The organism is Streptomyces sp. NPDC006529 (genome assembly GCF_040611795.1).
Lineage (GTDB): Bacteria > Actinomycetota > Actinomycetes > Streptomycetales > Streptomycetaceae > Streptomyces.
The window spans coordinates 86,634-112,828 of record NZ_JBEXPB010000001.1 but is presented as its reverse complement, the minus strand read 5'-3'; the positions used below and the strand labels follow the sequence as shown (position 1 = coordinate 112,828).

Below are 26,195 nucleotides of genomic sequence, written 5' to 3'. Positions count from 1 at the left end.
CTACTCGGCGGGCCCCAGTGTCGCCGGGGGCGACGTGGGCGGCGTCGCGCGGACGATGGCGATCACCCGGTCCGTCGGCTGGAGCGGGCTCGCGTGCGGGTCGTCGTACGCGAGCAGCCGGTGCCCCCGCAGCACGCTGACCACGAGGTCCCCGGTCTCCCGGACGCCCTTCCCCACCTCGGCCCTGGTGATGGGCCGTTCGATCAGGTCGAGGCCGCTGCCCTGCTGGATCAGGTCCTCCATCACGGTGCCCGCGCTGGGGCTGAGCACCGACAGGCCCAGCAGCCGTCCGGCCGCGCTCGCGCTGGTGATGACGGCGTCGGCGCCGGACTGCCGCAGCAGCGGGGCGTTCTCCTCTTCGCGCACCGCCGCCACGATCTTCGCGCCGCGGTTGAGCTGGCGGGCCGTCAGGGTCACCAGGACCGCCGTGTCGTCGCGCTGGGTGGCGATGACCACCTGACGGGCCTTCTGGAGCTCGGCGCGCAGCAGCACGTCCGAACGGGTCGCGTCGCCGACCACGCCCGTGAGCCCCTCCGCGTTGGCGATGTCGATGACCTTCGCGCTGGGGTCGACGATCACCACCTGGTCCTTGGAGAGGCCGGTGGCCAGCAGCGTCTGCAGGGCCGAGCGGCCCTTGGTGCCGAAGCCGACGACGACCGTGTGCTCGCGCAAGTTCTTCCTCCAGCGGTTCAGCCGCCACTCCTCCCGGGTCCGCTCCGTGAGGACTTCGAGGGTCGTGCCGACCAGGATGATCAGGAACACCACGCGCAGCGGCGTGATCAGCAGGATGTTGGCCAGCCGCGCGCCGTCGCTGTAGGGGACGATGTCGCCGTAGCCGGTGGTCGAGAGGGTCACCGTGGCGTAGTAGACGCAGTCGAGGAAGTCGACCCGGTCGTCGGCGTTGTCGTGGTAGCCCTCGCGGTCGATGTAGACGATGAGCACCGTGAGGGCCAGCACGAACAGGGCCATCAGCAGCCGCCGTGTGACCTGCCGCAGGGGCTTGGTGACCTCGCGCGTGGGCAGTTTGATCCGCCGGGAGACGAGTTTCTCGTCCGCTTGGCGGGCCATCGCGTCGTGGCCGTGAAGTTTCACGTGAAACATCCCCCCGCGGCCCAGGGCAGGTCGAGGACTTCCACGTCCTGTCCGGCCCGCACCCCGCCCGGCGGTACGACGATCAGCGCGTCCGAGGCGGCGATGCCGCGCAGCATCGCCGGACCGTTGTAGTGCAGCGGCACCGCGTGGTCGGCGGTGAGCAGGACCGGGACGAGCCGGGTGTCGTAGGGGTGGCCGGGTACGTCGTCCCGCGCGGGCGCGGTGTAGCGGTGGCGGGGCGGGCGCCCGGCGAGGGCGCGCAGCAGCGGTTCGGCGAGGGTGAGCAGGCCGGAGACGGCGGCCAGGGGGTTGCCGGGCAGCCCCACCAGGTGGCGGGCGGCCTTCTGGTCGGGGGCGCGGTCGGCCAGGCGGGCCAGGAGCATGGGGTGTCCGGGGCGTACGGCGACCCCGTCCACCAGCAGCTCGGCGCCCGCCCGGGTCAGCACGGGGTGGACGTGGTCGACGGGGCCGGAGGCGGTGCCGCCGGTGGTGACGACCACGTCGGCGGCGGAGCCGGTGACGGCCCGGTGGAGGGCTTCGGCGCCCTCGGGGTCGTCACCGAGGCGCCGGGTGGCGATGACCTCGGCGCCGAGCCGGGTGAGCCAGGGGCCGAGCATGGGGCTCAGGGCGTCCCGGATCAGTCCGTCGTGCGGGCGGCCCTCGGTGAGCAGCTCGTCGCCCAGCACCAGGATCTCCACGCGGGGCCGGGGCCGGGTGTGCAGCCGGTCGTACCCGGCGGCGGCGGCCAGGCCCAGGACGGCCGGGGTGACCAGGGCGCCGGCGGGCAGCAGCAGGTCTCCGGAACGGCACTCCTGAGCGCGTGGGCGGATGTCCTGGCCGGTCACCACCGCCCGGTCGGCGTGCAGGCGGCCCGTCGTGGTGTCGGTGTGGGCGTGCTCGCTGCGGATCACGGCGGTGGCGTCGGCCGGGACCCGGGCGCCGGTGGCGATCCGTACGGCCTCGCCGCAGTCGAGGGGCAGCGGGCGGTCGGAGCCCGCCAGGACCCCGCTGCCGCTGCGGACCGTCCAGGGCCCCGGTCCGGAGACGGCCCAGCCGTCCATGGCCGAGGTGTCGAAGGACGGCAGGTCGGTCAGCGCGTCCAGCGGGGTCACGAGGACCTCGCCGAGGGCTTCGGCGAGCGGGACGTGGTGGGTGCGGACGGGGGTCTGGGCCCCCGCGCGCGCCGCGCCGTCCATGGCGCGGGCCCAGGCGGTGGCCCGGTGCCCGCCCGCGTGCGGGGCCGACGGGGCGCGGCTGACCAGGGCGAGCGCCTGGTCGAGGTCCCGCTCCAGGCCCCCGTGCGCGGGGGCACCGGCCGCTTCCGCGGGACCGGTGCCGGGGGCCTCCGGTGCCACCGGCTCGGCGGACGGCGCGGTCGGCGTCGGCACCGCGGCCGGCCCCGGGTCCGCAGGGCCCGCGTCGGCGGGGCTCCCGGCGTCGGTGCGGTGCCCCGCGTCGGCGTGCGCCGGGTCGGCGGAGGGTCCCGCGCCGGATCCGGCGGACGGGGCCGGGGCGGGGTCGTGGCGGGGGGCCGGGTCGTGCCGGGCGGTGGGGGACGCGGGACCCGTCAGCGCGGCCAGGGCTTCGTCCAGGGCGCGCTCGGCATCGGTGGCGTCGGCGGGGGTCATCCCGTGCCCGTCCCGTCGGCGGGGTCCGCTTCGGCCGCCCACCGCAGCGCCAGGGCGGCGGCCTTGCGGGAGGCTTCGGCGACCGCTTCGGCCGGGTCGGCCCCGGTGGCTTCGGCATGCGCCGCCGCGTAGCCGACCAGGAAGGTGGTCAGCGGAGCGGCGGGACGGGCGACGCCGTGGGCGGCGTCACGGGCGAGGTCGAGCAGGGTCTTGGTGTCGACGGTGACGTCGATGCCCAGCTCGTTCTTGACGGCGGTGATCCATTCGTCCAGCACGGACCCATGCTCCCTGATCCGGGCACGCGCGGCCGCGAGATCGTCCCAGGTGTCGCAGTCGAAGGAGGCGAGGGGTCCGGCCGCGCTCACCCGGGCCAGGTCCAGTTCGGCGGTCAGCGCCCGCAGCGGCAGCCCGGTGAGGCTGCCGTGCTCGGCGGCCAGCAGGGAGCTCTCGCGGCGCAGCGATTCGCTCCGGTAGGCGGCGACGAGCGGCTGGTCCCGTCCGTCGGCGTCGCGCAGCAGGGCTCCGTCCACGGGGGTGCCCGCCGGTCCGGTCCCCGTGGCGGCGGCGAGCAGTGACCGTACGGTCTCGCGGTCCAGGAACGGCAGGTCCGCGGAGAGCACGAGGACCAGCTCGCTGTCGGTGGACCGCAGGCCGGCGGCCAGAGCGGCCAGCGGGCCGCCCCCGGGGGGCTCCTCGCGGGCCCAGCGCACGGGACGGGACGTGGGGCGGCGGCCGCCGACCACCACGGTGGCGGTCGCGTCGGCGCAGGCGTCGAGCACCCGGTCGAGCAGGGACCGCCCCCCGACGCTCAGGGCGGGCTTGTCGGCGCCGCCGAGCCGTCGCGCGGCGCCGCCGGCCAACACGATCGCGTGGTACGTCATGTCCCGAGTATGCGGGCGCCCCGCCGCCCCTTGCGGGGGTGGCGGGGCGTCACGATGCGCGGACGGCGACGGGGCGTGCGTTCCGCGGCCCTACGGGCCTACAGGTACGGCCCGGAGCGGATGGCCCCGTGGCCGCCGTCCTCGTCGTCCTCGTGTCCGGAGCCGGGCGGCAGCGCGCGGCGCATCTGCTCCAACTGGGCCCGGGCGGCCATCTGCTGGGCGAACAGGGCGGTCTGGATGCCGTGGAAGAGGCCCTCCAGCCAGCCCACCAACTGGGCTTGCGCGATGCGCAGTTCCGCCTCGGAGGGAATGGCCTCCTCGGTGAACGGCAGTGAGAGCCGCTCCAGTTCCTCGACCAGCTCGGGGGCCAGGCCGTCTTCCAGCTCCTTGACCGATGCCGCGTGGATGTCCTTGAGGCGGACGCGGCTGGCCTCGTCGAGAGGGGCGGCGCGGACCTCTTCCAGGAGCTGCTTGATCATGCTGCCGATCCGCATGACCTTGGCGGGTTGTTCGACCATCTCCGTCACCGGGACCTCGCGAGACTCGTCGTCGGCGCCGCCGACCGCCGTCCCGTCCTGTCCCAGGATCAGGACGTGAGGGGGGCTGTCCTGCGACCGTTCACCACTCGGCATCTCCATGCCGACCATTGTCTCCCACACCTTCGTACTCACACGGTGTGCCCCCGGACAGGCGTGATCCACCCTGTCCGGGGGCACCGGGATCAGCCCGTGGCCCGGCGGGCCAGCGCGCCGCTGGAGCGGGTGACCAGCGCGGCGAGCAGGGCCGCCCCGAGCGGTACCACGACCAGCAGCTCGACGAGCGTCTGCCACGGCACCACGATGGGCACCCAGGGCGGCCCGCCCTCGGCGGCGCTCCAGTTGCCGTGGGCCACGCCGTACTCGTAGAGGCGCGTCACCTCGCGCCGCTGGACGAGCCGGAGCCCGGCGGCGGGCAGGATGCCCGAGGCGGATCCGAGCACCACACCCATCAGGGCGACCACCCCGCACTGGAAACCGCTCAGCGTGCGCCGCACCCGCGGGGGAGCGCCGACCGCGGTGAGGGTCTTCAGGTCGGCCTCCGAGTCCGCCTGGGCGAGTCCGGTGGCGATGCCGGCCGCACCGATGGTGACGAGACCGGCGAACAGGGTCAGGGCCAGCAGGGTCAGGTCGGAGGTGGGGTGGAAGCCCGCCTCGACGGACACCTCGGCGTCCGCACCCATCCGGTCGAGGTCTCCGTCGAGCTTCTGCCGCTGGACGGAGGTCGCCGTGCCGTCGAGGGCGAAGTACGAGCCGAACGGAGCGGTGGCGATCTTGGCCGCCTGTACCGCGGCGGGCGGCAGGATCAGCTGGATCCCGTACGCCTCGGCGGAGTCCGGGGCCTGGTGGACGGGGAAGACACGGTCCTCGCCCGGTATCTCCTTGTGCTGGGACACCGCGGCGTCGGCCTTCGCCATGTCGGTGATCAGCCGGATGGTGACCTTGCCGTCCTTGACGTTGCGCTTGTCGAAGGAGACGGCGCGGCCCGAGGCGAGGGCCGACACCGTGCCCGGGTCGGTGACGGCGAGCGCGGTCAGCAGCTTCTGGTCGGCGACGACGGTCGTGTACCGGGCGAAGTGCTCGCTCTGTGCGCAACGCCAGTCGCCGCGGAGCTCCTTCTTCTTTTCCGGGCTGAAGGACGCGGGGCCGTGCTCCGCGTCGTCCAGCGGGCAGCGCTGTTCCTTGGGCACGACGACTTCGGCGCGGCCGCAGCCCGCAGCGCTGCCGCTGCCGGAGCGCTCGCAGCCGGCCTTGCCGACGACGAGCCGGTCCACGTCGGCCCGGACGGAGAGCGGGAACTGCCGGGACAGGGCCTCGCGGACGGCGGGCACGTCGCGGTAGGCGCCCTCCTCGTTGACGATGACGGTGCCGGATCCGGCGGGGAGCTTGGCGACGTACTCGTGAGCCGCCTGCACGTCCTTGCTGTGCTGGTACGTCGCCACGGCGACCGTGCCGGCCACGGCGGCCAGGACGGCGGCCACCGCGGGGGCCGTGCGCCCGCGGTTGCGCACCGCGTCGCGCAGCGCGAGCCGCGGGGAGAGCGGCAGCCAGCGCCCGGCCCGGCCGAACAGGCCGACCAGCATGGGGGTCATGGCGACGAGGCCCAGCTCGGCGATGGCGCTGCCGCCCGCGACGACCGCGAAGCCCCTGCCGGACACCGTGCCGAAGAGGATGATGGCCGCGCCCCCGAGGAGGGCGAGCAGGCCGAGGAACGGCAGGATCCGGTTGGACCTGCGGACCCCGCGGCGGCCGGTGAGCGAGGCGAGGACGGTCTGCCGCGAGGCGGTGACGGCCGGCACGATCGCGGCCAGGACGCCGGTCAGCACGGCCAGCAGGGCGATCCCGGCGAGTTCCAGCGGCCTGAGGTCGAAGCCGGCGAAGCGGACGCCGAGCTGTTCCTCCAGCAGCGGCCGCAGGGCGACGGTGAGCGCCACGCCGATGCCGGTGCCGATGACGGCGGCGGTGGCGCCGAGCACCAGGCCGCCCGAGAGCACGATCGACCGGATGTGCCGCCGGTCGCCGCCGTTGGCGCCGACCAGGCCGAGCTGGCGGCGCGAGCGGCGGGCGCCGACCGCGAAGGCGGGACCGGCCAGCAGGCAGATCTCCAGCATGGCGAGGCCGACCACGGTCGCGGCGATGGCCAGCTCGGTCGACCGGTCGTTCAGGTCGGGGAAGGCGTTCCGGCTCTCCTGCTGGAACAGCGGCACCTCGGAGTCGGCCGGAGGCTTCAGCGTCACCGCGCGGGAGAGGACCGTCGCGCCCTTGGTGTTGGCCTCCTTGACCATGTTCCACGTGAAACCATCGCCGCCGACCTTCACGAAGTAGGTGTCGGTGGCCCGGAGCGGGAACAGTCCGGCCTCGGTGAGGGCGCGGGCGAGCGGGTCGATCAGCGTCCCGGGCGGGGCGAGGATCTCCGTGGTCTTGAGGGAGTTGGGCAGTTCGTACGCGCCGACGATCCGGTACGAGGTCTGCATGCCGCGCGGGGTGACCTCGGAGCCGATGGAGTACCCGGCTTCGGACAGGAACGCGTGGGTGGCGAGGATCTCCCCGGGCTGCTGCGGCAGCCGCCCGCCGTCCAGCGTGAACATGCCCTTGACCAGCGGGCTTGCCGGGTCTATTTCGCGCAGCTGGGTGCTCAGCAGGCCGTGCGTGGTGCGCATCTTGCCGTGACCGAGGCTGTTCTTGACGCTTTCGGCGCCCGCCGGGATCGCGGCCTTGGCGTTGTCCTGCTCCTCGGCGTCCTTGGGCGGGGTGTAGTCCTTGTAGCCGCCCACCGGCGCGTAGTTCTCGCCGTCGGGCTGCTGGTAGATGGGGGTGCCCATGCCCGTGGAGCGCAGCTCGGCGTCGGCGGTGCCGAGCTTGCGGTCCAGCGCCTGGCCGGGGGAGAGCGCGGCGCTGCGCAGGGTCAGGTCGGCGGCGCTCACCCCGATGATGGGCAGGGCCAGCATGGAGAGGACCAGGACGCTGCGGCCCTTGGCGCGCCAGGCGTCGCGGCGCGCGATCCGCAGGGCGGCGATCCAGGAGTGGTACCAGGTCCTCACAGGGCGGGCCCCAGTCCGGACAGGAGGGAGTCGGCCTGGGAACGCATGGTCTCGTCGACCACGCGGCCGTCGCGCAGGAAGACCACCCGGTCCGCCCAGGCCGCGAAGCGCGGTTCGTGGGTGACCAGGATCCCCGCGGCTCCCGCTTCGCAGCGGGAGCGCAGCAGTCCGAGGACGGACTCGCCGGTCTCGGAGTCCAGGGCGCCCGTCGGTTCGTCGGCCAGGACCAGGCGCCGGTCGCCGACCAGGGCCCGGGCGATGGCCACGCGCTGCTGCTGGCCCCCGGACATCTCGTCGGGGAACCGGTCGGCGAGATGGCCCAGGCCCATCTCCTCCAGGGCGGCCAGGGCGGAGATCCGGGCCTTGCGGGCGGAGGTGCCGTCCAGCTCGCGGGGCAGGGACACGTTCTCGGCGGCGGTGAGGGCCGGTATGAGGTTGTAGTCCTGGAAGACGTAGCCGATGCTGCGCCGGCGCAGGGCGGCCAGCTGCTTGCGGCTCGCCGTGGTGATGTCGGTTCCCTCGACGACGACCCGGCCGCTGGTGGGGGTGTCGAGACCGCCCGCGAGGGTCAGCAGGGTGGATTTGCCGGAGCCGGAGGGGCCCATGACGGCGACGAGTTCGCCCGGGTACACGGAGAGGTTGATGCCGCGCAGGGCGTGCACCTCGGTGGCGCCGCTTCCGTGCGTGCGGACGAGCTGGTCGAGCTGGAGGACGGGCTGCTGCTGCCGGGCGGGACGGCTGGGGTACGGGTGCTGGTCATGCATGCGGGAGTCCCCCTTGGGACGGCTGTGCGGTGGAGGTGAGGGAGGCGGCGGCGGCCGGAGGCGGTCCGGGCGCCGGGGAGGCCGTCGGTGGTGCGGGCGGCACGGCTCCCCGCTCGGCCAGGACGGAGAGCCGCACCAGCCGCGATTCGGAGTGGTCGAGCCAGCGGGCCTCGGCCTCGGTCTGGAAGATCAGCTGCTCCACGACGAGCAGCCAGGCCACGTCGTCGCGTTCCTCGGACATTCCGCTCTCGATGGCGGCGAGCGCCCGGGCCTTGAGCCGGGTGTAGTCCTGCATGGCCCGGATCGTGGCGTGGCGCTGGGCCTGGATGACGGCGCGGATGTCCACGCCGGGCGTGCCCACGGCCATGGCGAGCTTGATCGACAGCTCGTCGCGGGGCGGGTTGGCGCGGTCGACGGGCCGCTCGTACCAGTCGCGCAGTTCCTCGCGTCCGGTAGCGGTGATGGCGTAGAGGGTGTGGCCCGCGGCGTCCTCGCCGCCGGGCGCGACGAGACCGTCGCGCTCCAGCCGGGCGAGGGTCGTGTAGACCTGCCCGACGTTCAGCGGCCAGGTGGAGCCGGTACGGGATTCGAACTCGGTGCGCAGCTGTGAGCCGTACCGAGGTCCCCGTTCCAGGAGGGCGAGGAGGCCATGGCGGATAGACATACTCAGTATGTATACCGAGTATGTTCGGCGGGACAACCGCCTTGAGTCGTACGTCCTGAGGGGGAGGGCGCCCGGAAGGGGGCCGGATCAGCCCCGGCGCAACCGCACGCCCATGTACCCCAGACCCACTCCCATCAGGGCGAACCCCGTGCCGAGCGGCAGTATGTGCGCCGCCAGATCGGCGGCCCGCTCGTTGACTCCGGTGCCCATGGCCCGGGCCCGCGGCGGGGGCGGCGGACTCGGTTCGGTGCGCGGCGGCGGCGCCACCTGCTCTGCGGTGCGCGGTCGCAGAGGGAGTGGCCGCGAGGCCAGGACTGCCTCCGGGTCGGCGGGCTCGGTGGCGGGCCGGCCGGGGTGCTCGCGTCCGGCGCCCGCGGCGCTGCCCGCGAGTTCGTCGTCCCCGGGCCCCTCGAAACCCGGCAGCAGGTAGTGCGCGGGAACGGGGGCGTCGTGCCGGGCGGGAAGGGCGACGAGGGGGGAGGCACTGGCCGGCGCCGCGGCCAGGGCCAGGGATGCGGGCACCAGGACGGTGAAGGCCAGCGCGGCGAAGGCGGGCGCGGTCCCGGCGAGGCGGCGGAGGTACTGCGTCACGGGGAGCCCCTCCCGTCCCGAGCGACCGAGATGTCCCGCTCAGATTTACACGGTGGGGCAAAAGCGGCATCCCGGGCACCCCATCAGGGTGGCCCGGGATGCGGGAGCGTCCTGCGCAGGCGCCGTTACTGGGGGTCTCCGGTGGAGACGACCAGCGTGAACTCGGCGCCCTCCTTCGGCACGTCGGTGTTCGCCGCCGGCAGCTGCTCCAGCACCGTGTCCTGGCCGTACACCGCCTCGTCGCGGGTCTGAATGGTGAACTTCCACCCCGCGGCCTGGATGCACTCCTTCACCGAGCGGAGGTTCTTGTACCGGAAGTCCGGGGCGTTGACCTTGGCCGCGTCCTTGTACGACTTGGACGCTTCCTTGCACTTCGCCACGTCGATGGTGCGGGTGGTGTCCGGGCCCTTGTGACCGGCCTTGGCGGACGGCGAGCCACTGGCCGAGGAGGCCGAGGACGGGGAGTCCCCGCCCTTGTCGTCCGAGTTCAGGGAGATGGCCGTGATCAGACCGCCGATGGCGAGCAGGGCCACCACGATCGCGCCCACGATCACCGGGGTGTTCCGGCCGTTGCCCGCACCGGCGCCGCCACCGCTCGCGGAGCCGCTACCGGTCACCGGGGAGATGGTGAAGGGGGGCGGGGTCTGCGGCGCGTGCGGCGCGTACTGACCGTGCTGCTGCGGCACCGGCGGCGGCGTGTGCTGCGGCGGCGGGTAGGCGTACCCGTGCGGCGGCGGCGTCTGCTGGTGCTGCGGCGCGGGCGCGTACGGCGAGGGCTGGTAGGGCTGCTGCACGGACTGGTGCGGCGGGGACTGGAAGCCGGAGTCCACCGGCGGGAAGACCGCCGAGGACACGCCCGCGCCGCTGCTCACGGGCGCACCCGGGACGATCGAAGGAGCCCCGGTCTGCCCCGCGGACAGCACCCGCAGCACCTCGTCGCGCATGGCGGCGGCCGTGGGGAAGCGCTCGTTCGGGTTCTTCTTCAGTGCGCGGGCGACGAGCGAGTCCATGGCGGGCGTCACGGCGCGGTTGATGGAGGACGGCATGACCGGCTCCTCCTGCACGTGCGCGTACGCGATCGCCAGCGGCGAGTCCGCCTCGAACGGCAGCCGGCCCGTCAGCAGCTGGAAGAGCATGATGCCGACCGAGTAGAGGTCGGAGCGGGCGTCGACGGCCCGGCCGAGCGCCTGCTCGGGGGAGAGGTACTGAGGGGTGCCCACGACCATGCCGGTCTGGGTCATCGAGGTGACCCCGGACTGCATGGCGCGCGCGATGCCGAAGTCCATCACCTTGACCACGCCGCGCTTGGTCATCATCACGTTGCCCGGCTTGATGTCCCGGTGGACCAGGCCCATCTCGTGGCTGGTCTCCAGGGCGGCCAGCACGTCGCCGGTCACCTTCAGCGCCTTGTCGGCGGGCATCGCGCCGTACTGCGTGACGTCCGACTGGAGGGCCGCGCCGAGCGGCTGCCCCTCGACGTACTCCATGACGATGTACGGCATGAGCATGCCGTCCAGGTCACCCTCGCCGGTATCGAACACCGAGACGATGTTGGTGTGCGACAGTTTGGCTACAGCCTGCGCCTCGCGGCGGAAGCGCTCGCGGAAGGACTGCTCGCGGCCCAGCTCGCTGTGGAGCGTCTTGATCGCGACCTGCCGGTCGAGCGCCGAGTCGTAGGCGAGGTAGACGGACGCCATGCCGCCCTCGCCGAGCAAGTCCCGCAGCTGGTAACGGCCACCGGCCAAGGACCCGCCTGCGTACCGGCCCTCAGTACCGTCCTGGCTCATGACTGTTGCTTCCCCTCGGGCGGCGTGCGTGCGCGTCTGGCACAGCGCATATCGCGCCTAGTCTGCCGGAGGGCAAGCCCACGTCAAGCCAGGTGCCCGTTCCGTGACCACACGGGGACAGGGCGCTCGACCCGGTCGGCGAGTCGCGCGGAGGCTGTAGCGTTCATCGGAGCACTCCGAACAAGGCCCGCCGCTCGTGCGGCCGAGAGAGACGACGGCGAGGACTGATGGCACCCGAACCCGAGGGAAACGGCGCCGGGATGGCTGATGGTCCTGAGCACTGGGGCGCCGGCGGGATCGTGGGTGACGGCCGGTACCGGCTGACCCACCGTCTGGGCCGCGGCGGCATGGCGGAGGTGTTCGCCGCCGAGGACGTGCGCCTCGGGCGGACCGTCGCCGTGAAGCTGCTGCGCGCGGACCTCGCCGAGGACCCGGTCTCCAAGGCCCGCTTCACCCGCGAGGCACAGTCGGTCGCGGGCCTCAACCACCACGCCGTCGTCGCCGTGTACGACTCCGGCGAGGACCGCGTCGGCCCGAACGTCGTCCCGTACATCGTGATGGAGCTGGTCGAGGGCCGGACCATCCGCGACCTGCTGATCAGCGCCGACGCCCCGGGCCCCGAGCAGGCGCTCATCATCGTGTCCGGCGTGCTGGAGGCCCTGGCCTACTCGCACCAGCACGGCATCGTGCACCGCGACATCAAGCCCGCCAACGTCATCATCACCAACACCGGCGCGGTGAAGGTGATGGACTTCGGCATCGCGCGCGCCCTGCACGGCGTGCAGTCGACGATGACGCAGACCGGCATGGTCATGGGCACCCCGCAGTACCTCTCCCCGGAGCAGGCCCTCGGCAAGGCCGTCGACCACCGCTCGGACCTGTACGCCACCGGCTGCCTGCTGTACGAACTGCTCGCACTGCGGCCCCCCTTCACCGGCGAGACCCCGCTGTCGGTGGTCTACCAGCACGTGCAGGACGCGCCCGTACCGCCCTCCCAGCTGCCCGAGGGCCACACGATCCCGCAGGAACTCGACGGACTGGTCATGCGGTCCCTCGCCAAGGACCCGGACGACCGGTTCCAGAGCGCCGAGGAGATGCGCGGCCTGGTCGGCTACGCCCTCCAGATGCTCCAGGAACAGGGCGCCAACACGGGCACCTGGAACACCGGGCCGGTCACCATGGCGCTGCCGAACGGCCGGGGCGGCGCCGCGACCGCGGCCATGCCGATGGGCAACAACGGCGGGTACCCCTCGCACTCCACGACCTCGCAGTTCCAGCAGCCGATGGTGCCGCCGCTGAACCCGGACGACGGTTCGGCCTTCCCCGGCGGCGGTGGCTACCACGACGGCGGCCAGGGTCACGGGCAGGGGCAGGGCGGCAACGGCGGCGGCCGCTGGAAGATGGTCCTGTTCGCGGTCCTCGCGGTGGTCGCCATCGCGGCCGGCGTGGTCTTCGCCCTGGACAAGACGGGTGACAAGGGCGGCGGCGCCGGCAAGCCCGAGCAGAGCAGCTCGCAGAGCCCGCAGAGCAGCGCGCAGTCCACGCCGAGCAGCCCCGAGACCACCCCGTCGGACTCGCCGGAAACCTACGGCCCGCGCGAGAGCTACTCGTCGACACCGAGCCGTCCGCGGACATCGTCGAGCTACAGCGCGTCGCCGACGCCGACCGCCACGGAGTCGTCGAGCGAGCCGTCGGACACGCCGAGCCCGACGCCGACGAAGACGCACGCGTCGAAGCCGCCGTCGAGCACTCCGACGACCGGGGACGGGCGCAACAACGGCTTCGAGGAGTAGAGAACACCTTTACGGGCCCGGCGCAATTGCTTCCGCCGGGCCCGTAAACGTTGCGTGCTGCGGTGCGAAATAGCTGGTCAGCGTGCGTGCTGGTAGGCCCGATCTGGATTTCCGACCAGGGCGTGGACCGTTACGAACTGCGGCTCGATGCGCATGTAGACGGGTTCGAAGACCGCGCCGTCCATGAAATGCGGAGCCGGACCGAAGAGTTCCAGCTCGGCGGTGGCCGGCTCGACGACCCGGGCCGTTCCCGTGAACTGCACCGACCACAGCCGGGGGTCCCCGCTGTTGAAGTTGTCCGCCCCGTAGGCCACCACGCTGCCGTTGCAGGCGTGGTGGTAGCCGAAGCCCGCGTGCATCCTCAGCACCACCCGGCCGTCGACCACGATGTGGCGGGCGAGGGCGAGGAAGGGCAGCGCGCGCATGCTCGTGGCGACACGGCCGTACGGCACCCGGCGCAGGAGTTCGATGGCGTGGCGTTCCTCAGGGGACATGCCGTCCACTGTCCGGTACCGGCGCGGCGCCGGAAAAGAGGAGCCCGCCCCCACCATCGGGGACCTTGGTCCCGAGTCGGACGGGCCGCCCCGTGGAATCCGGGGCAGGGCCGTTACCGCACGCCCTGACGCTTCTCGGCCTGCAGGCGCGCCACGTAGGCGGCGGCCTGGGACCGGCGCTCCATGCCCAGCTTGGACAGCAGACTGGAGACGTAGTTCTTGATCGTCTTCTCGGCCAGGTGCAGCCGCTCGCCGATCACGCGGTTCGTCAGACCCTCGCCGATCAGGTCCAGGATCTTGCGTTCCTGGTCGGTGAGGTTCGAGAGGCGGTCGTCGCCCTTCCCGTTCTTGCCGTCGCGCAGCCGCTCCAGCACCCGCGCCGTGGCGACGGGGTCCAGCAGCGACTTGCCCGCCGCCACGTCGCGGACGGCGTGCAGCAGCTCGTTGCCGCGGATGGCCTTCAGGACGTATCCGGAGGCCCCGGCCATGATTGCGTCGAACAGTGCCTCGTCATCGGCGAACGAGGTCAGCATCAGGCACTTGATGTCCTCGTCCTGGGAGCGCACCTCGCGGCAGACCTCGACTCCGCTGCCGTCGGGCAGGCGCACGTCGAGCACGGCGACGTCGGGCCGGGTGGCCGGGATCCGCACCAGCGCGTCCGCCGCAGTACCGGCTTCGCCGACGATCTCGATGTCCTCTTCGACCGACAAGAGCTCATAGACCCCTCGCCGTACCACTTCGTGGTCGTCCAGGAGGAATACCTTGATTTTTCCGTCTTCGCGCACGGATTCAGTTTCACACACTCACCCCTTCCCTGCCGCAAGACGCCGGGATAACGTGCCGTTGTTCCGGCCCCCTGCAAGGCTGTGACCAGTGGTTGTTCCCGGATCCTCGGATTTACTTGGAAATCCAAGCAAAATCGCAGGTCAAACGGGGTTTCGCAGATATGCGGCCCACTGGGTAACGTGCATTGCGCAGGGCACTCGCCGGGGCACCTGTCACGCCGGAATCCCCACCGCGACGCACCCACCCCGTGCGCGCGCACGGATTTCGGCGAGCCGCACTGGTCCCCGGAGAACCCGGGTGCCGGACCGACGGAGGAGCACACGTGACCGTGGAGAGCACTGCCGCGCGCAAGCCGCGACGCAGCAGCGGCACCAAGCGAGCGGCCGGCGCCGCGAGCGCCGGCAAGAACGCCGCTGCCGCAGCCGCCGCCCAGAGTGCCGAGCCGCAGCTGGTACAGCTGCTGACGCCCGAGGGGACCCGGGTCTCGGCCGCGGACCATCCCGAGAACGCGGAATTCCTGGCCTTCGTCGAGGACATCACGGGAGACGACCTGCGCGGTCTCTACCGCGACATGGTCCTCACGCGCCGTTTCGACGGCGAGGCCACCGCGCTCCAGCGCCAGGGCGAGCTGGGCCTGTGGGCCTCCCTGCTGGGCCAGGAAGCCGCCCAGATCGGCAGCGCCCGCGCGCTGAACGACGAGGACTACGTCTTTCCCACCTACCGCGAGCACGGTGTGGCGTGGTGCCGGGGAGTCGACCCGACGAACCTGCTGGGCATGTTCCGCGGTGTGAACCACGGCGGCTGGGATCCGAACCTCAACAACTTCCACCTGTACACGATCGTGATCGGCTCGCAGACGCTGCACGCGACCGGTTACGCCATGGGTGTGGCCAAGGACGGCGCCGACTCCGCGGTCATCGCGTACTTCGGCGACGGCGCCTCCAGCCAGGGCGACGTGGCCGAGGCGTTCACCTTCTCGGCCGTCTACAACGCCCCCGTGGTGTTCTTCTGCCAGAACAACCAGTGGGCCATCTCCGAGCCCACCGAGCGCCAGATGCGCGTACCGCTCTACCAGCGCGCCCAGGGCTTCGGCTTCCCCGGCGTACGGGTCGACGGCAACGACGTCCTGGCCTGCCTGGCCGTGACCCGCTGGGCCCTGGACCGCGCCCGCCGCGGCGAGGGCCCGACGCTGGTCGAGGCGTTCACGTACCGCATGGGCGCCCACACCACCTCGGACGACCCGACGAAGTACCGGCGGGACGAGGAGCGCGCGGCCTGGGAGGTCAAGGACCCGATCCTGCGCCTGAAGACCCACCTGCTCGCGAGCGGGTTCGCCGACGAGGCGTTCTTCGAGGAGCTGGAGACCGAGAGCGAGGCCCTCGGCAAGCACGTCCGCGAGGTCGTGCGGGCCATGCCCGACCCGGACACCATGGCGATCTTCGAGAACGTCTATGCCGACGGGCACGCGCTCGTCGACGAGGAGCGCGCCCAGTTCGCCGCCTACCTCGCGTCCTTCGAGGGTGGGGAGTGACCATGCCGGTACAGAAACTGACCATCGCCAAGGCGCTCAACGACTCGCTGCGCAAGGCTCTGGAGACCGACCCCAAGGTCCTCATCATGGGCGAGGACGTCGGCAAGCTCGGCGGCGTCTTCCGGATCACCGACGGCCTGCAGAAGGACTTCGGCGAGGAGCGGGTCATCGACACCCCGCTCGCCGAATCGGGCATCGTCGGCACCGCGATCGGGCTCGCGCTGCGCGGCTACCGGCCCGTGGTGGAGATCCAGTTCGACGGTTTCGTCTTCCCCGCCTACGACCAGATCGTCACGCAGCTCGCGAAGATGCACGCGCGTTCGCTGGGCACGATCAAGATGCCGATCGTCATCCGGATCCCGTACGCGGGCGGCATCGGCGCGGTCGAGCACCACTCCGAGTCCCCCGAGGCGCTGTTCGCGCACGTGGCGGGCCTGAAGGTGGTCTCGCCCTCGAACGCGGCGGACGCCTACTGGATGCTCCAGCAGGCGATCCAGAGCGACGACCCGGTGATCTTCTTCGAGCCGAAGCGCCGCTACTGGGACAAGGGCGAAGTCGACGTCGAGGCGATCCCCGGCGAGCTGCACAAGGCGCGGGTCGCGCAGGAGGGGTCGGACGTGACCCTGGCCGCGTACGGCCCGATGGTCAAGGTGTGCCTGGAAGCGGCCGCGGCCGCCGCCGAGGAGGGCAAGTCGGTCGAGGTCCTGGACCTGCGGTCGATGTCCCCGGTGGACTTCGACGGCATCCAGGCCTCGGCGGAAAAGACCCGCCGCCTGGTCGTCGTGCACGAGGCGCCCGTGTTCCTGGGCGTCGGCTCGGAGATCGCCGCGCGGATCACGGAGCGGTGCTTCTACCACCTGGAGGCGCCGGTGCTGCGCGTGGGCGGATTCCACGCGCCGTACCCGCCGGCCCGCCTGGAGGACGAGTACCTGCCCGGCCTGGACCGGGTGCTCGACGCCGTCGACCGCTCGCTGGCGTACTGAGGAGATTTTCGTGACGATCAGCGAATTCAAGATGCCCGACGTGGGCGAGGGGCTCACCGAGGCCGAGATCCTCAAGTGGTTCGTCCAGCCCGGGGACACGGTCACGGACGGCCAGGTGGTCTGCGAGGTCGAGACGGCGAAGGCGGCCGTCGAGCTGCCGATCCCCTTCGACGGCGTGGTCCACGAACTGCGCTTCGCCGAGGGGACGACGGTCGACGTCGGCGAGGTGATCATCTCGGTGCGGACCGGCGGCGATGACGCAGCGGCGGCTCCGGCCGAAGCCGTTGCCCCCGCCCCGGCCGCGGCTGCTCCCGAGGCGGAGGCCGCGCCCGCCGCGCGCCAGGCCGTCCTCGTCGGCTACGGCGTTTCCACCGCGTCCACCAAGCGCCGCCCCCGCAAGGCGGCGCCGGCGGCGGCCGTGTCCGCCCCGGCGGCTCCGGCCGCCCCGGTCGTGCCGGCCCCGGCGGCTCCGCCGGCCGCGGCCGCGGCGCTGAACGGGAACGGCGGCCACGGGTACGGCGGCGGTCACGGGCAGGCGGGCGCCGAGCGCCCGCTGGCCAAGCCGCCCGTGCGCAAGCTGGCCAAGGACCTCGGCATCGACCTGGCGGCCATCGTGCCCACCGGCGAGGGCGGCGTCGTGACCCGCGAGGACGTGCACGCGGCGGCCACCGCCGCGTCGGCTCCGCAGCCGGTCGCACCCGAGTCCGCCCCCGCCGCCGCTCCCGCCGTGCGGACCGGGGCCCCGGCCGCGGCGGCTCCGGCGGCGCCGGGTGCGCGGGAGACCCGTATCCCGGTCAAGGGCGTCCGCAAGGTCACGGCCCAGGCCATGGTCGCCTCGGCCTTCACCGCGCCGCACGTCACCGAGTTCATCACGCTCGACGTGACGCGCACGATGAAGCTCGTCCAGGAGCTGAAGGACGACCCGGACATGGCGGGGCTGCGGATCAACCCGCTGCTGCTCATCGCCAAGGCCGTGCTCATCGCCATCCGCCGGAACCCGGACGTCAACGCGTCCTGGGACGAGGCGGCCCAGGAGATCGTGCTCAAGCACTACGTGAACCTGGGCATCGCGGCGGCCACCCCGCGCGGTCTGATCGTGCCGAACGTGAAGGACGCGCACGCCAAGACGCTGGCGGAGCTGTCGCAGGGCCTGTCCGACCTGGTGGCCACCGCCCGCGAGGGCAAGACGTCCCCGTCGGACATGCAGGGCGGCACCATCACCATCACCAACGTGGGCGTCTTCGGCGTCGACACCGGTACGCCCATCCTGAACCCCGGCGAGTCCGCGATCCTCGCGGTCGGGGCGATCAAGCTCCAGCCGTGGGTGCACAAGGGCAAGGTGAAGGCGCGTCAGGTCACCACCCTGGCGCTGTCCTTCGACCACCGTCTCATCGACGGTGAGCTGGGCTCCCGGTTCCTCGCGGACATCGCGGCGGTCCTGGAGCACCCGAAGCGCCTGGTCACCTGGGCCTGACGGGCTGCTGAACCCTGCCGATGGCCGGCCACCCCCATGGGTGGCCGGCCATCGGTGCTGAGTAACGTGTGCGAATCGGGGGCGACCCAGCGCCTCCGCGAACGGGGACACGGATCATGGGACTGACCGAGGAAATATCCGCCATGCGCGGCGGATCGGGACATCCGCAGCGTTTGCTGGGCGAATTCCGGCGGGCCGCGCTGCTCGTGCCGCTCGCCGACGGCGCGGTGATGTCGGGTGAGCGGGGTGGGGTGCGGTGGATCTACGCCTTCACGGACGAGGAGGCGCTGGCCCGTTTCGCGTCGGCGCGCGGGGCCGGGGATCGCGAGTGGGAGTACCTCGCGATTCTGGGGGCCCGGCTGGTGGATGCGGTGATCCCCGACGTGCCGGGTCCGGCGGGTGTCGCCGTGAACGTGGCGGACGGTGAGGGGGCGATGTTGTTCCCGCCGGTGGTGGGGATCGTCCCGGACGCGGTGGCGGTGACGGCGTGAGCGGTGAGAAGGATCTGGCGGTTGCGCCGGAAGCGGTCAAGAAGATCCAGGACGGTTTGCGTGCGGCGGTGGGTGAGCTGCGGGAGTCCGGTGCGGATGCCGGTGGGGCGTCGATGGGGGCGGGGTTCAGTTCGTTGTCGATGACGGGCATGGAGGCCGGTCATGCGGGTCTGGCGACGGATTTCGAGGATTTCTGTGAGAAGTGGGAGTGGGGGGTGCGCTCGCTGATTCAGGATGCGAGCACGCTGGCGCAGGCGCTGGGGATTTCGGCGGGGACGTTGTGGGAGGAGGACCACTACGTCCAGGGGGCGCTGAAGGTCGCGGCGAACTCGGCGTACGGGAATCCGCACGCGAGTGAGGACGAGATCGAGGAGAAGGAGTGGGGGGACATCTTCCGGGCGGATGTGTACAAGCCCGATTTCAGTGCGGAGTCCTTCCAGAAGAGCGGTGAGGACATCAAGAACACCTGGTCGCAGACCGGGGAGAAGCTGACGAGCACCGGGAAGATCGGCTCGCTGAAAGATCTGGTCGATCAGGCCACGGGTGACGGGGACGGTAAGTAATGGGGCTCGGCGACTTCATTCCGGACTCCGTCGAGGACTGGGTCGAGGACCGTACCGAGGACGTCGGCGACGCCATCGAGTGGACCGGCGACAAGGTCGCCGGACTGGCCGACAAGGTGGGGCTGGAGGACGCGGGCGACTGGATCCGCGACAAGAGCCGCTCGGCCGCCAACCAACTGGGCGCCGACGTGGCCGAGCTGGAACTCGGCCAGACCGAGGACCCCACCAAGCTCGTCTACGGCAGCGTCTCCAAGATCCGTGCTCAGGCCGCCCACCTCCAGGACTTCAAGGCCGCCTTCGACAAGGTCGGCAACGGCCTCAAGGGCCTGGACTCGGACGGCCTGAAGGGCAAGACGGCGGACGCCTTCCGGGAATCCGTCGCCAAGGAGCCGCCCCGCTGGTTCAAGGCGGCCGAGGCCTTCGGCAAGGCCGCCGTGGCCATGGGGGGATTCGCCGAGACGGTGGAGTGGGCGCAGGGGCAGGCCAAGGAGGCGCTGGCCGACTACAACGCGGCCAAGAAGGCCTCGACGGACGCCCGCGACGCCTACAACAAGCAGGTCGACACCTACAACGACGCCATCGACGCGAAGAAGGACACGCTGCCGCCCAAGCCGGGTGCCTTCACCGATCCGGGCGTGGCGCTGGCGAGTGCCGCGCAGGACAAGCTCGACGGGGCGCGCAAGCAGCGCAACGAGGTGGCGGAGACGGCCAGGACGGCGGTCCGCGCGGCCCGGGACGCGGCCCCGCCGAAGCCCTCGTACGGCGAGCAGTTCGGTGACGGCATGCAGTACCTGGACATCGCCAAGACGCACCTGACCGGCGGTGTCATCAAGGGCACGGCGGGCCTGCTCAACTTCGTCCGCTCGGTCAATCCGATGGACCCGTACAACCTGACGCACCCGGCCGAGTACGCGACCAGCCTGAACTCCACCGTCGCCGGGCTCGTGACCGCGGTCAACGACCCCATGGGCGCGGGCAAGCAGATGCTCGACCAGTTCATGAAGGACCCGTCCGAGGGCATCGGCAAGATGCTCCCCGAACTCATCGGGACGAAGGGTCTGGGACTGGCGAAGAAGGCCGGCACCGTCGCCAAGCTCGCGGACGACATCCCGACGGGGCCCGGCCGCAAGGCACTCACCGGTGACGGCCCGGAGCTGCACAAGACGCCGGACGGGGAGCGGACCACGGGCGGCACGGACCCCGTGGACCTCGCCACCGGCCGGATGTACCTCCCGCAGACCGATGTGGTGCTGCCGGGGGCGCTGCCCCTGGTCTTCACGCGCCGGGCGGAGTCCGGCTACACGGCGGGGCGCTGGTTCGGGCCCTCCTGGAGCAGTACGGTCGACCAGCACCTGGAGATCGACGCCGAGGGCGTGGTCCTGGTCGCGGAGGACGGCCTCCTCATCGGCTACCCGCACCCGGCGCCCGGCGTCCCGGTGCTGCCCGCGAGGGGCCCGGCCCGGCCGCTGGAACGGACCCCCGACGGCGACTACACGCTCACGGACCCGGCGACCGGTCACGTCCGCCGCTTCACCGAGCCCGGGCTGTCACCGGACGGGGACGGTGTGGCGCCGATCGCGGAGCTCTCGGACCGCAACGGGAACACGATCTCCTTCGAGTACGACGCCGAGGGCACCCCGGTCGGCATCGCCCACAGCGGCGGCTACCACCTGCGCTTCGAGACGGCCGGGGGCCGTATAACCGCCCTGCACCTGACCGGTGGCCCGCGGATCCTGGCGTACGGCTACACCGACGGACATCTGACCGAGGTCACCAACTCCTCCGGCCTGCCCCTGCGCTTCACCTACGACGAACGCGGCCGGATCACCTCCTGGACCGACACCAACGACAGCCGCTACGACTACGCCTACGACGACCGGGACCGCTGCGTCGCCGAGGGCGGCAGCGGCGGGCACCTCGCCCTCACCCTCGACTACGACGGGTTCGACCCGGCCACCGGCCACCGGGTCACCAGCGTCACCACCGCGGCCGGGGACACCCGCCGCTACCTGATCGACGAGCGCTGCCGGGTGGTCGCCGACATCGACCCGCTCGGCGCCGTCACGCGCTACACCTACGACCGGCACGGCCGCCCGACCTCCCGCACCGACGCCCTGGGCGCGACCTCCCACCAGGAGTACGACGAGGCGGGCCGGATCATCCGCTCCGTCCGCCCCGACGGCCGGGCGGCCGGGACCGAGTACGACCGGTTGGGCCTGCCGGTACGGGTGGCGAACGCCGACGGCACGGTCGTCCGCCAGACCTACGACGAGCGCGGCAACCGCACCTCGCTCACGACCTCGGCGGGCGCGGTGACCACCTTCGCCTACGACGAGCGGGGTCACCTCACGGCGGTCACCAACCCGCTCGGCGCCGTCACCCGCACGACCTGTGACGCGGCGGGCCTCCCCCTCACCACCACCGATCCGCTGGGCGCCGTCACCCGCTTCGAGCGGGACGTCTTCGGCCGCCCGGTCAGGGTCACCGACCCGCTCGGCGGGGTGACCGTCATGGAGTGGACCACGGAGGGCCGGCCCGCCCGCCGGGTGGATCCGGACGGCAGCGAGCGGCGCTGGGTCTACGACGGCGAGGGCAACTGCACCGCCTTCACCGACCCCTCGGGCGGGGTGACCCGCTTCGAGTACACCCACTTCGACCTCCTCGCCGCCCGGACCGGGCCCGACGGGGTGCGGTACGCGTACACCTACGACGCGGCGCTGCGGCTGACCGGCGTCCGCAACCCCCAGGGTCTGAACTGGGAGTACACCTACGACGCGGCGGGCCGGCTGACCTCGGAGGCGGACTTCGACGGCCGGACCCTGCGGTACACCTACGACGCGAACGGGCGGCTCGCCTCCCGGGTGAACGCCGCGGGCGAGGAGATCGCCTACGAGCGGGACGTGCTCGGCCGGATCGTCCGCAAGACCTCCCCGGCGGGCACGGCGACCTTCGAGTACGACGTCTTCGACCTGCCCGCGGCGGTGACCTCGGCCGACGGCACCACCCTGGTCCGCCTCCGCGACCGGCACGGGCGCCTGGCCGAGGAACGCGTGGACGGCCGTTCGGTCCGCTACGCCTACGACGAGCTGAGCCGTCCGGTGACCCGGACCCTGCCCAGCGGGGCGCGAGCGCAGTGGACCTACGACGAGGCCGGCCACTGCACCGCGCTGAACGCCTCCGGCCGGACCCTGACGTTCGAGCGGGACGCCGCAGGGCGGGAACTGACCCGGCACATCGGGGAGAGCACGGCCCTGCACCACACCTTCGACCCCGTGGGGCGGCTCACCACCCGCCACATCACGGGCTCGGACCAGCGGACCCTCCAACGCCGCGGCTATACCTACCGGGCCGACGGCAACCTGCTGGAGATCGACGACGAGACGAGCGGCCCGCGCCGCTTCACCCTGGACGCCGCGGCCCGGGTGACCGGGGTGGACGCGGCCTCCTGGTCGGAGCGGTACGCCTACGACGAGGCGGGCAACCAGACGTCCGCCGACTGGCCGCAGGCCCACCCCGGTGCGGACGCCGTCGGAGCGCGCGAGTACAGCGGCACCCGGATCACCCGGGCGGGCCGGGTCCGCTACGAGCACGACGTCCAGGGCCGGGTGGTCCTGCGGCAGAAGACCCGGCTCTCCCGCAAGCCCGACACCTGGCTCTACGTCTGGGACGCGGACGACCGGCTGACCGAGGTGACCACCCCGGACGGCACCCGCTGGCGCTACCGGTACGACGGACTGGGGCGCCGCGTCGCGAAACAGCGTCTTGCCCCGGCTCCGGGCGCCGTTGTTTCACGTGAAACAACGGGTGTTTCACGTGAAACCGACGTTTCACGTGAAACAACGCCGCAGGAGACCGAGTGGGAGGTGGTCGAGGAGACCCTCTTCACCTGGGACGGCACCACTCTGGCCGAGCAGACGACCCACGTACGGGACAGCCCGCACGAGGTCACGCTCAGCTGGACCCATGCCGGCCTGCACCCGCTCACCCAAGTGGAGTCCATCCGGGCCGCCGCCGTCCCGGGGGAGCCGCGGGCACCCCGGGAGCCGTCACAAGCGGAGATCGACAGCCGGTTCTTCGCCATCGTCACGGACCTGGTCGGCACGCCGACGGAGATGATCGACGAGCAGGGCGCGCTGGCCTGGCACACCCGTTCCACCGTGTGGGGAGCGACGAGCTGGAACCGGGACGCCACGGCCTACACACCGCTGCGCTTCCCCGGCCAGTACTACGACCCCGAGACCGGTCTCCACCACAACCACTTCCGGACCTACGACCCGGAGACGGCCCGCTACCTGACCTCGGACCCCCTGGGCCTGACGCCCTCGTCCAACCCGGTCGCGTACGTCACCAACCCGCTGGTGTGGGCCGACCCGCTGGGCCTGAGCGGCTGCCCGGCGGCAGGCAAGGAGCAGTTGGCGCTGCCCAAGGCCGAGCGGGAACCGCCGAACATGTACGGGACGCCGATCACCTCGCGGCTGGCGCAGCCGGGCGAGGAGTTCAACATGGTGCTGTCCAAGGGGCAGCCGGCCACCAGCCCCGGCGGCTTCGGTACGTTCGAGGGGGTGCCCAACCAGCAGTACGTACGTGACCAGCTGGCCATTCGTACCGACTGGAAGGACGACGTCTCCATGCTCCAGCGGTACCGCTTCCCGGACACCGGCGACCCCATCCGGATCCAGGAGAGCATCATCGGGCCCCAGACGGACCCCAAACTGGGCCATCTGCCCGGCGGGGTCAGCCAGCTGGAGATCCTGAACTACGAAGACCGAGCCCGGCTGATCCCAGTCGGCCCTCCCGTGGAGATCCCCAAGTAATGACGCAGGAACCGGACGTGGCGGTCGAGTGGACCGCCGGTGAGACCACGGTGCGCTGGAACGACGGCGCCGCCACCGTGGCCAAGGAGCACGCCAAGCCGCCGCAGTCCGTCATGGCCTGGACGCAGGACGGCGAGACGCTCGTCCTGGTGGTCGAGGCGCTGGACACCCGGCCCTTCACCCCGAAGGACAACGCCGTCGTCTACCGGGCGGACGGCTCGGAGCGCCTCCGGCTGAGCCCGCCCGCGGACCTGTTGTCCGATCCGAACGCGGTGCTCGGGTTCTACAGCGGCTTCCCGGACTCCGAAGGCCGGCCGCTCCTGGTCATCGCCACCCGCTCGGGCGACTTCCAGGGCCGTCTGGACCTGGCGGCGGGTGTGGTCCGGGACGCCCGTACCTGGCGCTGACACTCCGTCGGCGGCGCTGGAGGCCGCCCGCGTCCGGGCCGGACTCGGGCGGTGACGCGGTAGCGTGCCGCCGGGGGAAGGGGGCCGGGGTGTCGATCGCCGAGTTGCAGGTGTACTCCGTCGAAGAGGCGGACGTGTCCGGCGGCGTGTGCGTGGTGCGCTGCATAGGGGGCGTCGCGCGCGCCGGACAGGTCTACGCGGCCGGGGAGTTGCGGCTCGGGCTGCGGCGGATCGAGCGCTACGGCCGCACCGTGGGCTTCTTCGCCGCGGGGAACGTGGCGAAGGTGCACCTGACGGGGGCCGTGGTCGCCCTGCTCACCCGGGGGCAGGTGCTGACCTCGGTGCCGCCCGACGGGCACGCGCTCGGTGAACTGGAGGCCTGGCTGGCCACCGATCCGCCGCTGGAGGACGAGCCCCGCCCGCTGGAGCTGCGCACCCTGGCCGTGGGCCGCGTACAGGCCGACTGGCTGCCGGACGAGGTGCGGCTGCGCTGGGGGCGGGTGGCCGTGACCGCGAGCCGGCGCAAGGCGGCCTGGACGGGGGAGGACGTGCTGGCGGCCGCGGCGGAGGAGGCGGCCGTACGCGGCTACCTCCTCCAGCAGTTCGGCCCCGGACCCGGTGGCGACCCCGCGGCGCTCTGCCGGGACCTGCTGGCGCTCATCGACCTGACCCCCGAGGAGGCGGCCCGCGAGGCCCGGTCCTGGCGGGACCTGCCCAAGGCCCGCATCCTGCATCTGCGCCGGATCAAGAACCTGCTGCCCTGGCTGGCGCTGGCCCGGCCCCACCTGGAGCCGCAGGACCCGCTGGGCGCGTCCGTGGACGCGTGGTCGGAGGTCCGGCCGCGGCTTCCCTGAGGCGGTGGTCCGCGCGGCTTCACGAGGGTGCAGCACATCGCGAGGGTGATGGCGTCACCGCTGGTCACGGAGGCGGGTACGCCAGTTGCGCGGCGTGTCCCGGCGGGGGCTGCGGGGCTCCGGGTTGCGGGAGCTGACGGGGTGTCGGTGAGTGGGTGGCGGCGGCACGTCCCATGCCGTCACCGCGCCCCGACAGGAGAGAACGTTGCACCGCTTCACCCGATACACCGTGCCCGCTGTCCTCTGTGCCTCCCTGCTGGCCGTGTCCCCCGGCCTCGCGGGAGCGGCCTCCCCGGCCGCGCCCCGGCCCGCGGTCCCCGCTGCCGGTGCCATCCCGGGGACGGACGCCCTGCTCGCGCAGGTCCAGTCCCTCGGCGCCGTCGGCGGGGTCATCACTCCGGTCACCGATCTGGTCGGCGCCGTGCTCAAGGCCCCCGACGGCAAGCTCCCGGAGGCGGACGCGGCCAAGCTGAAGAAGGCAGTCGACGACGCCGTCGCCAAGCTGCCGAAGCCCCCGGCGGACGTACCCAAGCCCCCGGCGGACGCTCCGAAGCTTCCGGCTGACGCGCCCAAGCTCCCGGCGGACGCCCCGAAGCTTCCCGCGGACAAGCTTCCCGCGGATGCGCCCAAGCTGCCCGCGGATGCCCCGAAGCTTCCCGCGGACGCTCCGAGGCTCCCGGCGGATGCCCCGAAGCTTCCGGCCGCCGCGCCCAAGCTGCCCGCCGCCCTGCCGGGGGCCGCGAGAGCAGGGGCGGGGAAGGACGGTCCGGTGGACGCGGTCGGGCCCGCCGTGGAGAACCTCAAGAAGGCCGTCGACGGAGTGCTCAAGGCCTCGGGGCCCTGCGGCTGCTCGACCGACGCCACGAGCAAGTCCACCGACGTCGTGTCCTCCCTGCTCGCCCTGCTCACGGCGCTCCTGACCGGGGCCGGCCTGCCCGCCCTGCCCACGGAGTAGGCCGCCGGCCGGGTCCCCGGTGTCCTCCGCCGTCCCGCGGACCACCGGGGACCGGACCGCCGACGG

At 72.5% G+C, this 26,195-nt stretch carries 21 protein-coding genes; 10 read left to right on the top strand and 11 right to left on the bottom strand.

Annotated elements, in window-relative coordinates:
* The 9 genes from ABZY31_RS00510 to ABZY31_RS00470 all read right to left on the bottom strand — a co-directional run bounded on the left by ABZY31_RS00510 (position 1) and on the right by ABZY31_RS00470 (position 10,984).
* Positions 1-1,101: a potassium channel family protein gene (locus ABZY31_RS00510; protein ID WP_356403028.1), complete on the bottom strand. Its 1,101-nt coding sequence runs from the start codon at positions 1,099-1,101 to the stop codon at positions 1-3.
* Complete coding sequence (locus ABZY31_RS00505; RefSeq protein WP_356403025.1) at positions 1,089-2,720, bottom strand: molybdopterin-binding protein; 1,632 nt, start codon at positions 2,718-2,720, stop codon at positions 1,089-1,091. Before ABZY31_RS00505 ends, ABZY31_RS00510 begins: the two co-directional genes overlap by 13 nt.
* A complete protein-coding gene (locus ABZY31_RS00500; RefSeq protein ID WP_356403022.1) occupies positions 2,717-3,601 on the bottom strand; it encodes an NTP transferase domain-containing protein in 885 nt (294 codons plus the stop codon). The genes ABZY31_RS00505 and ABZY31_RS00500 overlap by 4 nt, the downstream gene beginning before the upstream one ends.
* A 98-nt stretch (positions 3,602-3,699) precedes the next feature.
* Positions 3,700-4,239: a bacterial proteasome activator family protein gene (locus tag ABZY31_RS00495; RefSeq protein ID WP_356403019.1), complete on the bottom strand. Its 540-nt coding sequence runs from the start codon at positions 4,237-4,239 to the stop codon at positions 3,700-3,702.
* A gap of 83 nt (positions 4,240-4,322) precedes the next feature.
* On the bottom strand, positions 4,323-7,178 hold the full coding sequence (locus tag ABZY31_RS00490) for an ABC transporter permease (RefSeq protein ID WP_356403016.1): 2,856 nt from the start codon (positions 7,176-7,178) through the stop codon (positions 4,323-4,325).
* Positions 7,175-7,942, bottom strand: coding sequence for an ABC transporter ATP-binding protein (locus tag ABZY31_RS00485; protein ID WP_356403013.1), 768 nt, complete (start codon positions 7,940-7,942; stop codon positions 7,175-7,177). The genes ABZY31_RS00490 and ABZY31_RS00485 overlap by 4 nt, the downstream gene beginning before the upstream one ends.
* Positions 7,935-8,606, bottom strand: coding sequence for a PadR family transcriptional regulator (locus tag ABZY31_RS00480; RefSeq protein ID WP_356403010.1), 672 nt, complete (start codon positions 8,604-8,606; stop codon positions 7,935-7,937). The genes ABZY31_RS00485 and ABZY31_RS00480 overlap by 8 nt, the downstream gene beginning before the upstream one ends.
* An 87-nt stretch (positions 8,607-8,693) precedes the next feature.
* A complete protein-coding gene (locus ABZY31_RS00475) occupies positions 8,694-9,197 on the bottom strand; it encodes a hypothetical protein (RefSeq protein ID WP_356403007.1) in 504 nt (167 codons plus the stop codon).
* Between the two features lie 125 nt (positions 9,198-9,322).
* Positions 9,323-10,984 (bottom strand): protein kinase, encoded by a 1,662-nt coding sequence (locus ABZY31_RS00470; RefSeq protein ID WP_356403004.1) that lies wholly within the window; start codon positions 10,982-10,984, stop codon positions 9,323-9,325.
* Between the two features lie 227 nt (positions 10,985-11,211).
* On the opposite strand from ABZY31_RS00470, the gene ABZY31_RS00465 reads away from it, so the two are divergent.
* A complete protein-coding gene (locus ABZY31_RS00465; protein WP_356403002.1) occupies positions 11,212-12,777 on the top strand; it encodes a protein kinase in 1,566 nt (521 codons plus the stop codon).
* Positions 12,778-12,854: 77 nt separating this feature from the next.
* On the opposite strand, the gene ABZY31_RS00460 is transcribed toward ABZY31_RS00465, so the two are convergent.
* On the bottom strand, positions 12,855-13,271 hold the full coding sequence (locus tag ABZY31_RS00460) for a pyridoxamine 5'-phosphate oxidase family protein (protein ID WP_356402999.1): 417 nt from the start codon (positions 13,269-13,271) through the stop codon (positions 12,855-12,857).
* Positions 13,272-13,384: 113 nt separating this feature from the next.
* Positions 13,385-14,056, bottom strand: a complete 672-nt coding sequence (locus ABZY31_RS00455) for a response regulator transcription factor (RefSeq protein WP_356402996.1) — start codon at positions 14,054-14,056, stop codon at positions 13,385-13,387.
* Between the two features lie 323 nt (positions 14,057-14,379).
* Between ABZY31_RS00455 and pdhA the strand changes: the two genes are divergently transcribed.
* The 9 genes from pdhA (at position 14,380) to ABZY31_RS00410 (ending at position 26,129) form a co-directional block, all read left to right on the top strand.
* Positions 14,380-15,588: a pyruvate dehydrogenase (acetyl-transferring) E1 component subunit alpha gene (gene pdhA / locus ABZY31_RS00450; protein WP_356402993.1), complete on the top strand. Its 1,209-nt coding sequence runs from the start codon at positions 14,380-14,382 to the stop codon at positions 15,586-15,588.
* A 2-nt stretch (positions 15,589-15,590) separates the two neighbouring features.
* On the top strand, positions 15,591-16,571 hold the full coding sequence (locus ABZY31_RS00445; RefSeq protein WP_356402990.1) for an alpha-ketoacid dehydrogenase subunit beta: 981 nt from the start codon (positions 15,591-15,593) through the stop codon (positions 16,569-16,571).
* Between the two features lie 31 nt (positions 16,572-16,602).
* Positions 16,603-18,045, top strand: coding sequence for a dihydrolipoamide acetyltransferase family protein (locus tag ABZY31_RS00440; protein ID WP_356403658.1), 1,443 nt, complete (start codon positions 16,603-16,605; stop codon positions 18,043-18,045).
* A 116-nt stretch (positions 18,046-18,161) separates the two neighbouring features.
* Complete coding sequence (locus ABZY31_RS00435; protein ID WP_356402987.1) at positions 18,162-18,536, top strand: SseB family protein; 375 nt, start codon at positions 18,162-18,164, stop codon at positions 18,534-18,536.
* Entirely contained in the window at positions 18,533-19,099 is a 567-nt protein-coding gene (locus ABZY31_RS00430; protein WP_356402984.1) for a hypothetical protein, read from the top strand. Before ABZY31_RS00435 ends, ABZY31_RS00430 begins: the two co-directional genes overlap by 4 nt.
* Complete coding sequence (locus tag ABZY31_RS00425; RefSeq protein ID WP_356402981.1) at positions 19,099-23,913, top strand: putative T7SS-secreted protein; 4,815 nt, start codon at positions 19,099-19,101, stop codon at positions 23,911-23,913. The genes ABZY31_RS00430 and ABZY31_RS00425 overlap by 1 nt, the downstream gene beginning before the upstream one ends.
* Positions 23,913-24,320 (top strand): hypothetical protein, encoded by a 408-nt coding sequence (locus ABZY31_RS00420; RefSeq protein WP_356402978.1) that lies wholly within the window; start codon positions 23,913-23,915, stop codon positions 24,318-24,320. The genes ABZY31_RS00425 and ABZY31_RS00420 overlap by 1 nt, the downstream gene beginning before the upstream one ends.
* Before the next feature lie 89 nt (positions 24,321-24,409).
* Positions 24,410-25,174, top strand: coding sequence for a hypothetical protein (locus ABZY31_RS00415; RefSeq protein ID WP_356402976.1), 765 nt, complete (start codon positions 24,410-24,412; stop codon positions 25,172-25,174).
* Between the two features lie 229 nt (positions 25,175-25,403).
* Positions 25,404-26,129, top strand: a complete 726-nt coding sequence (locus ABZY31_RS00410) for a hypothetical protein (RefSeq protein WP_356402973.1) — start codon at positions 25,404-25,406, stop codon at positions 26,127-26,129.
* Positions 26,130-26,195: the final 66 nt, after the last annotated feature.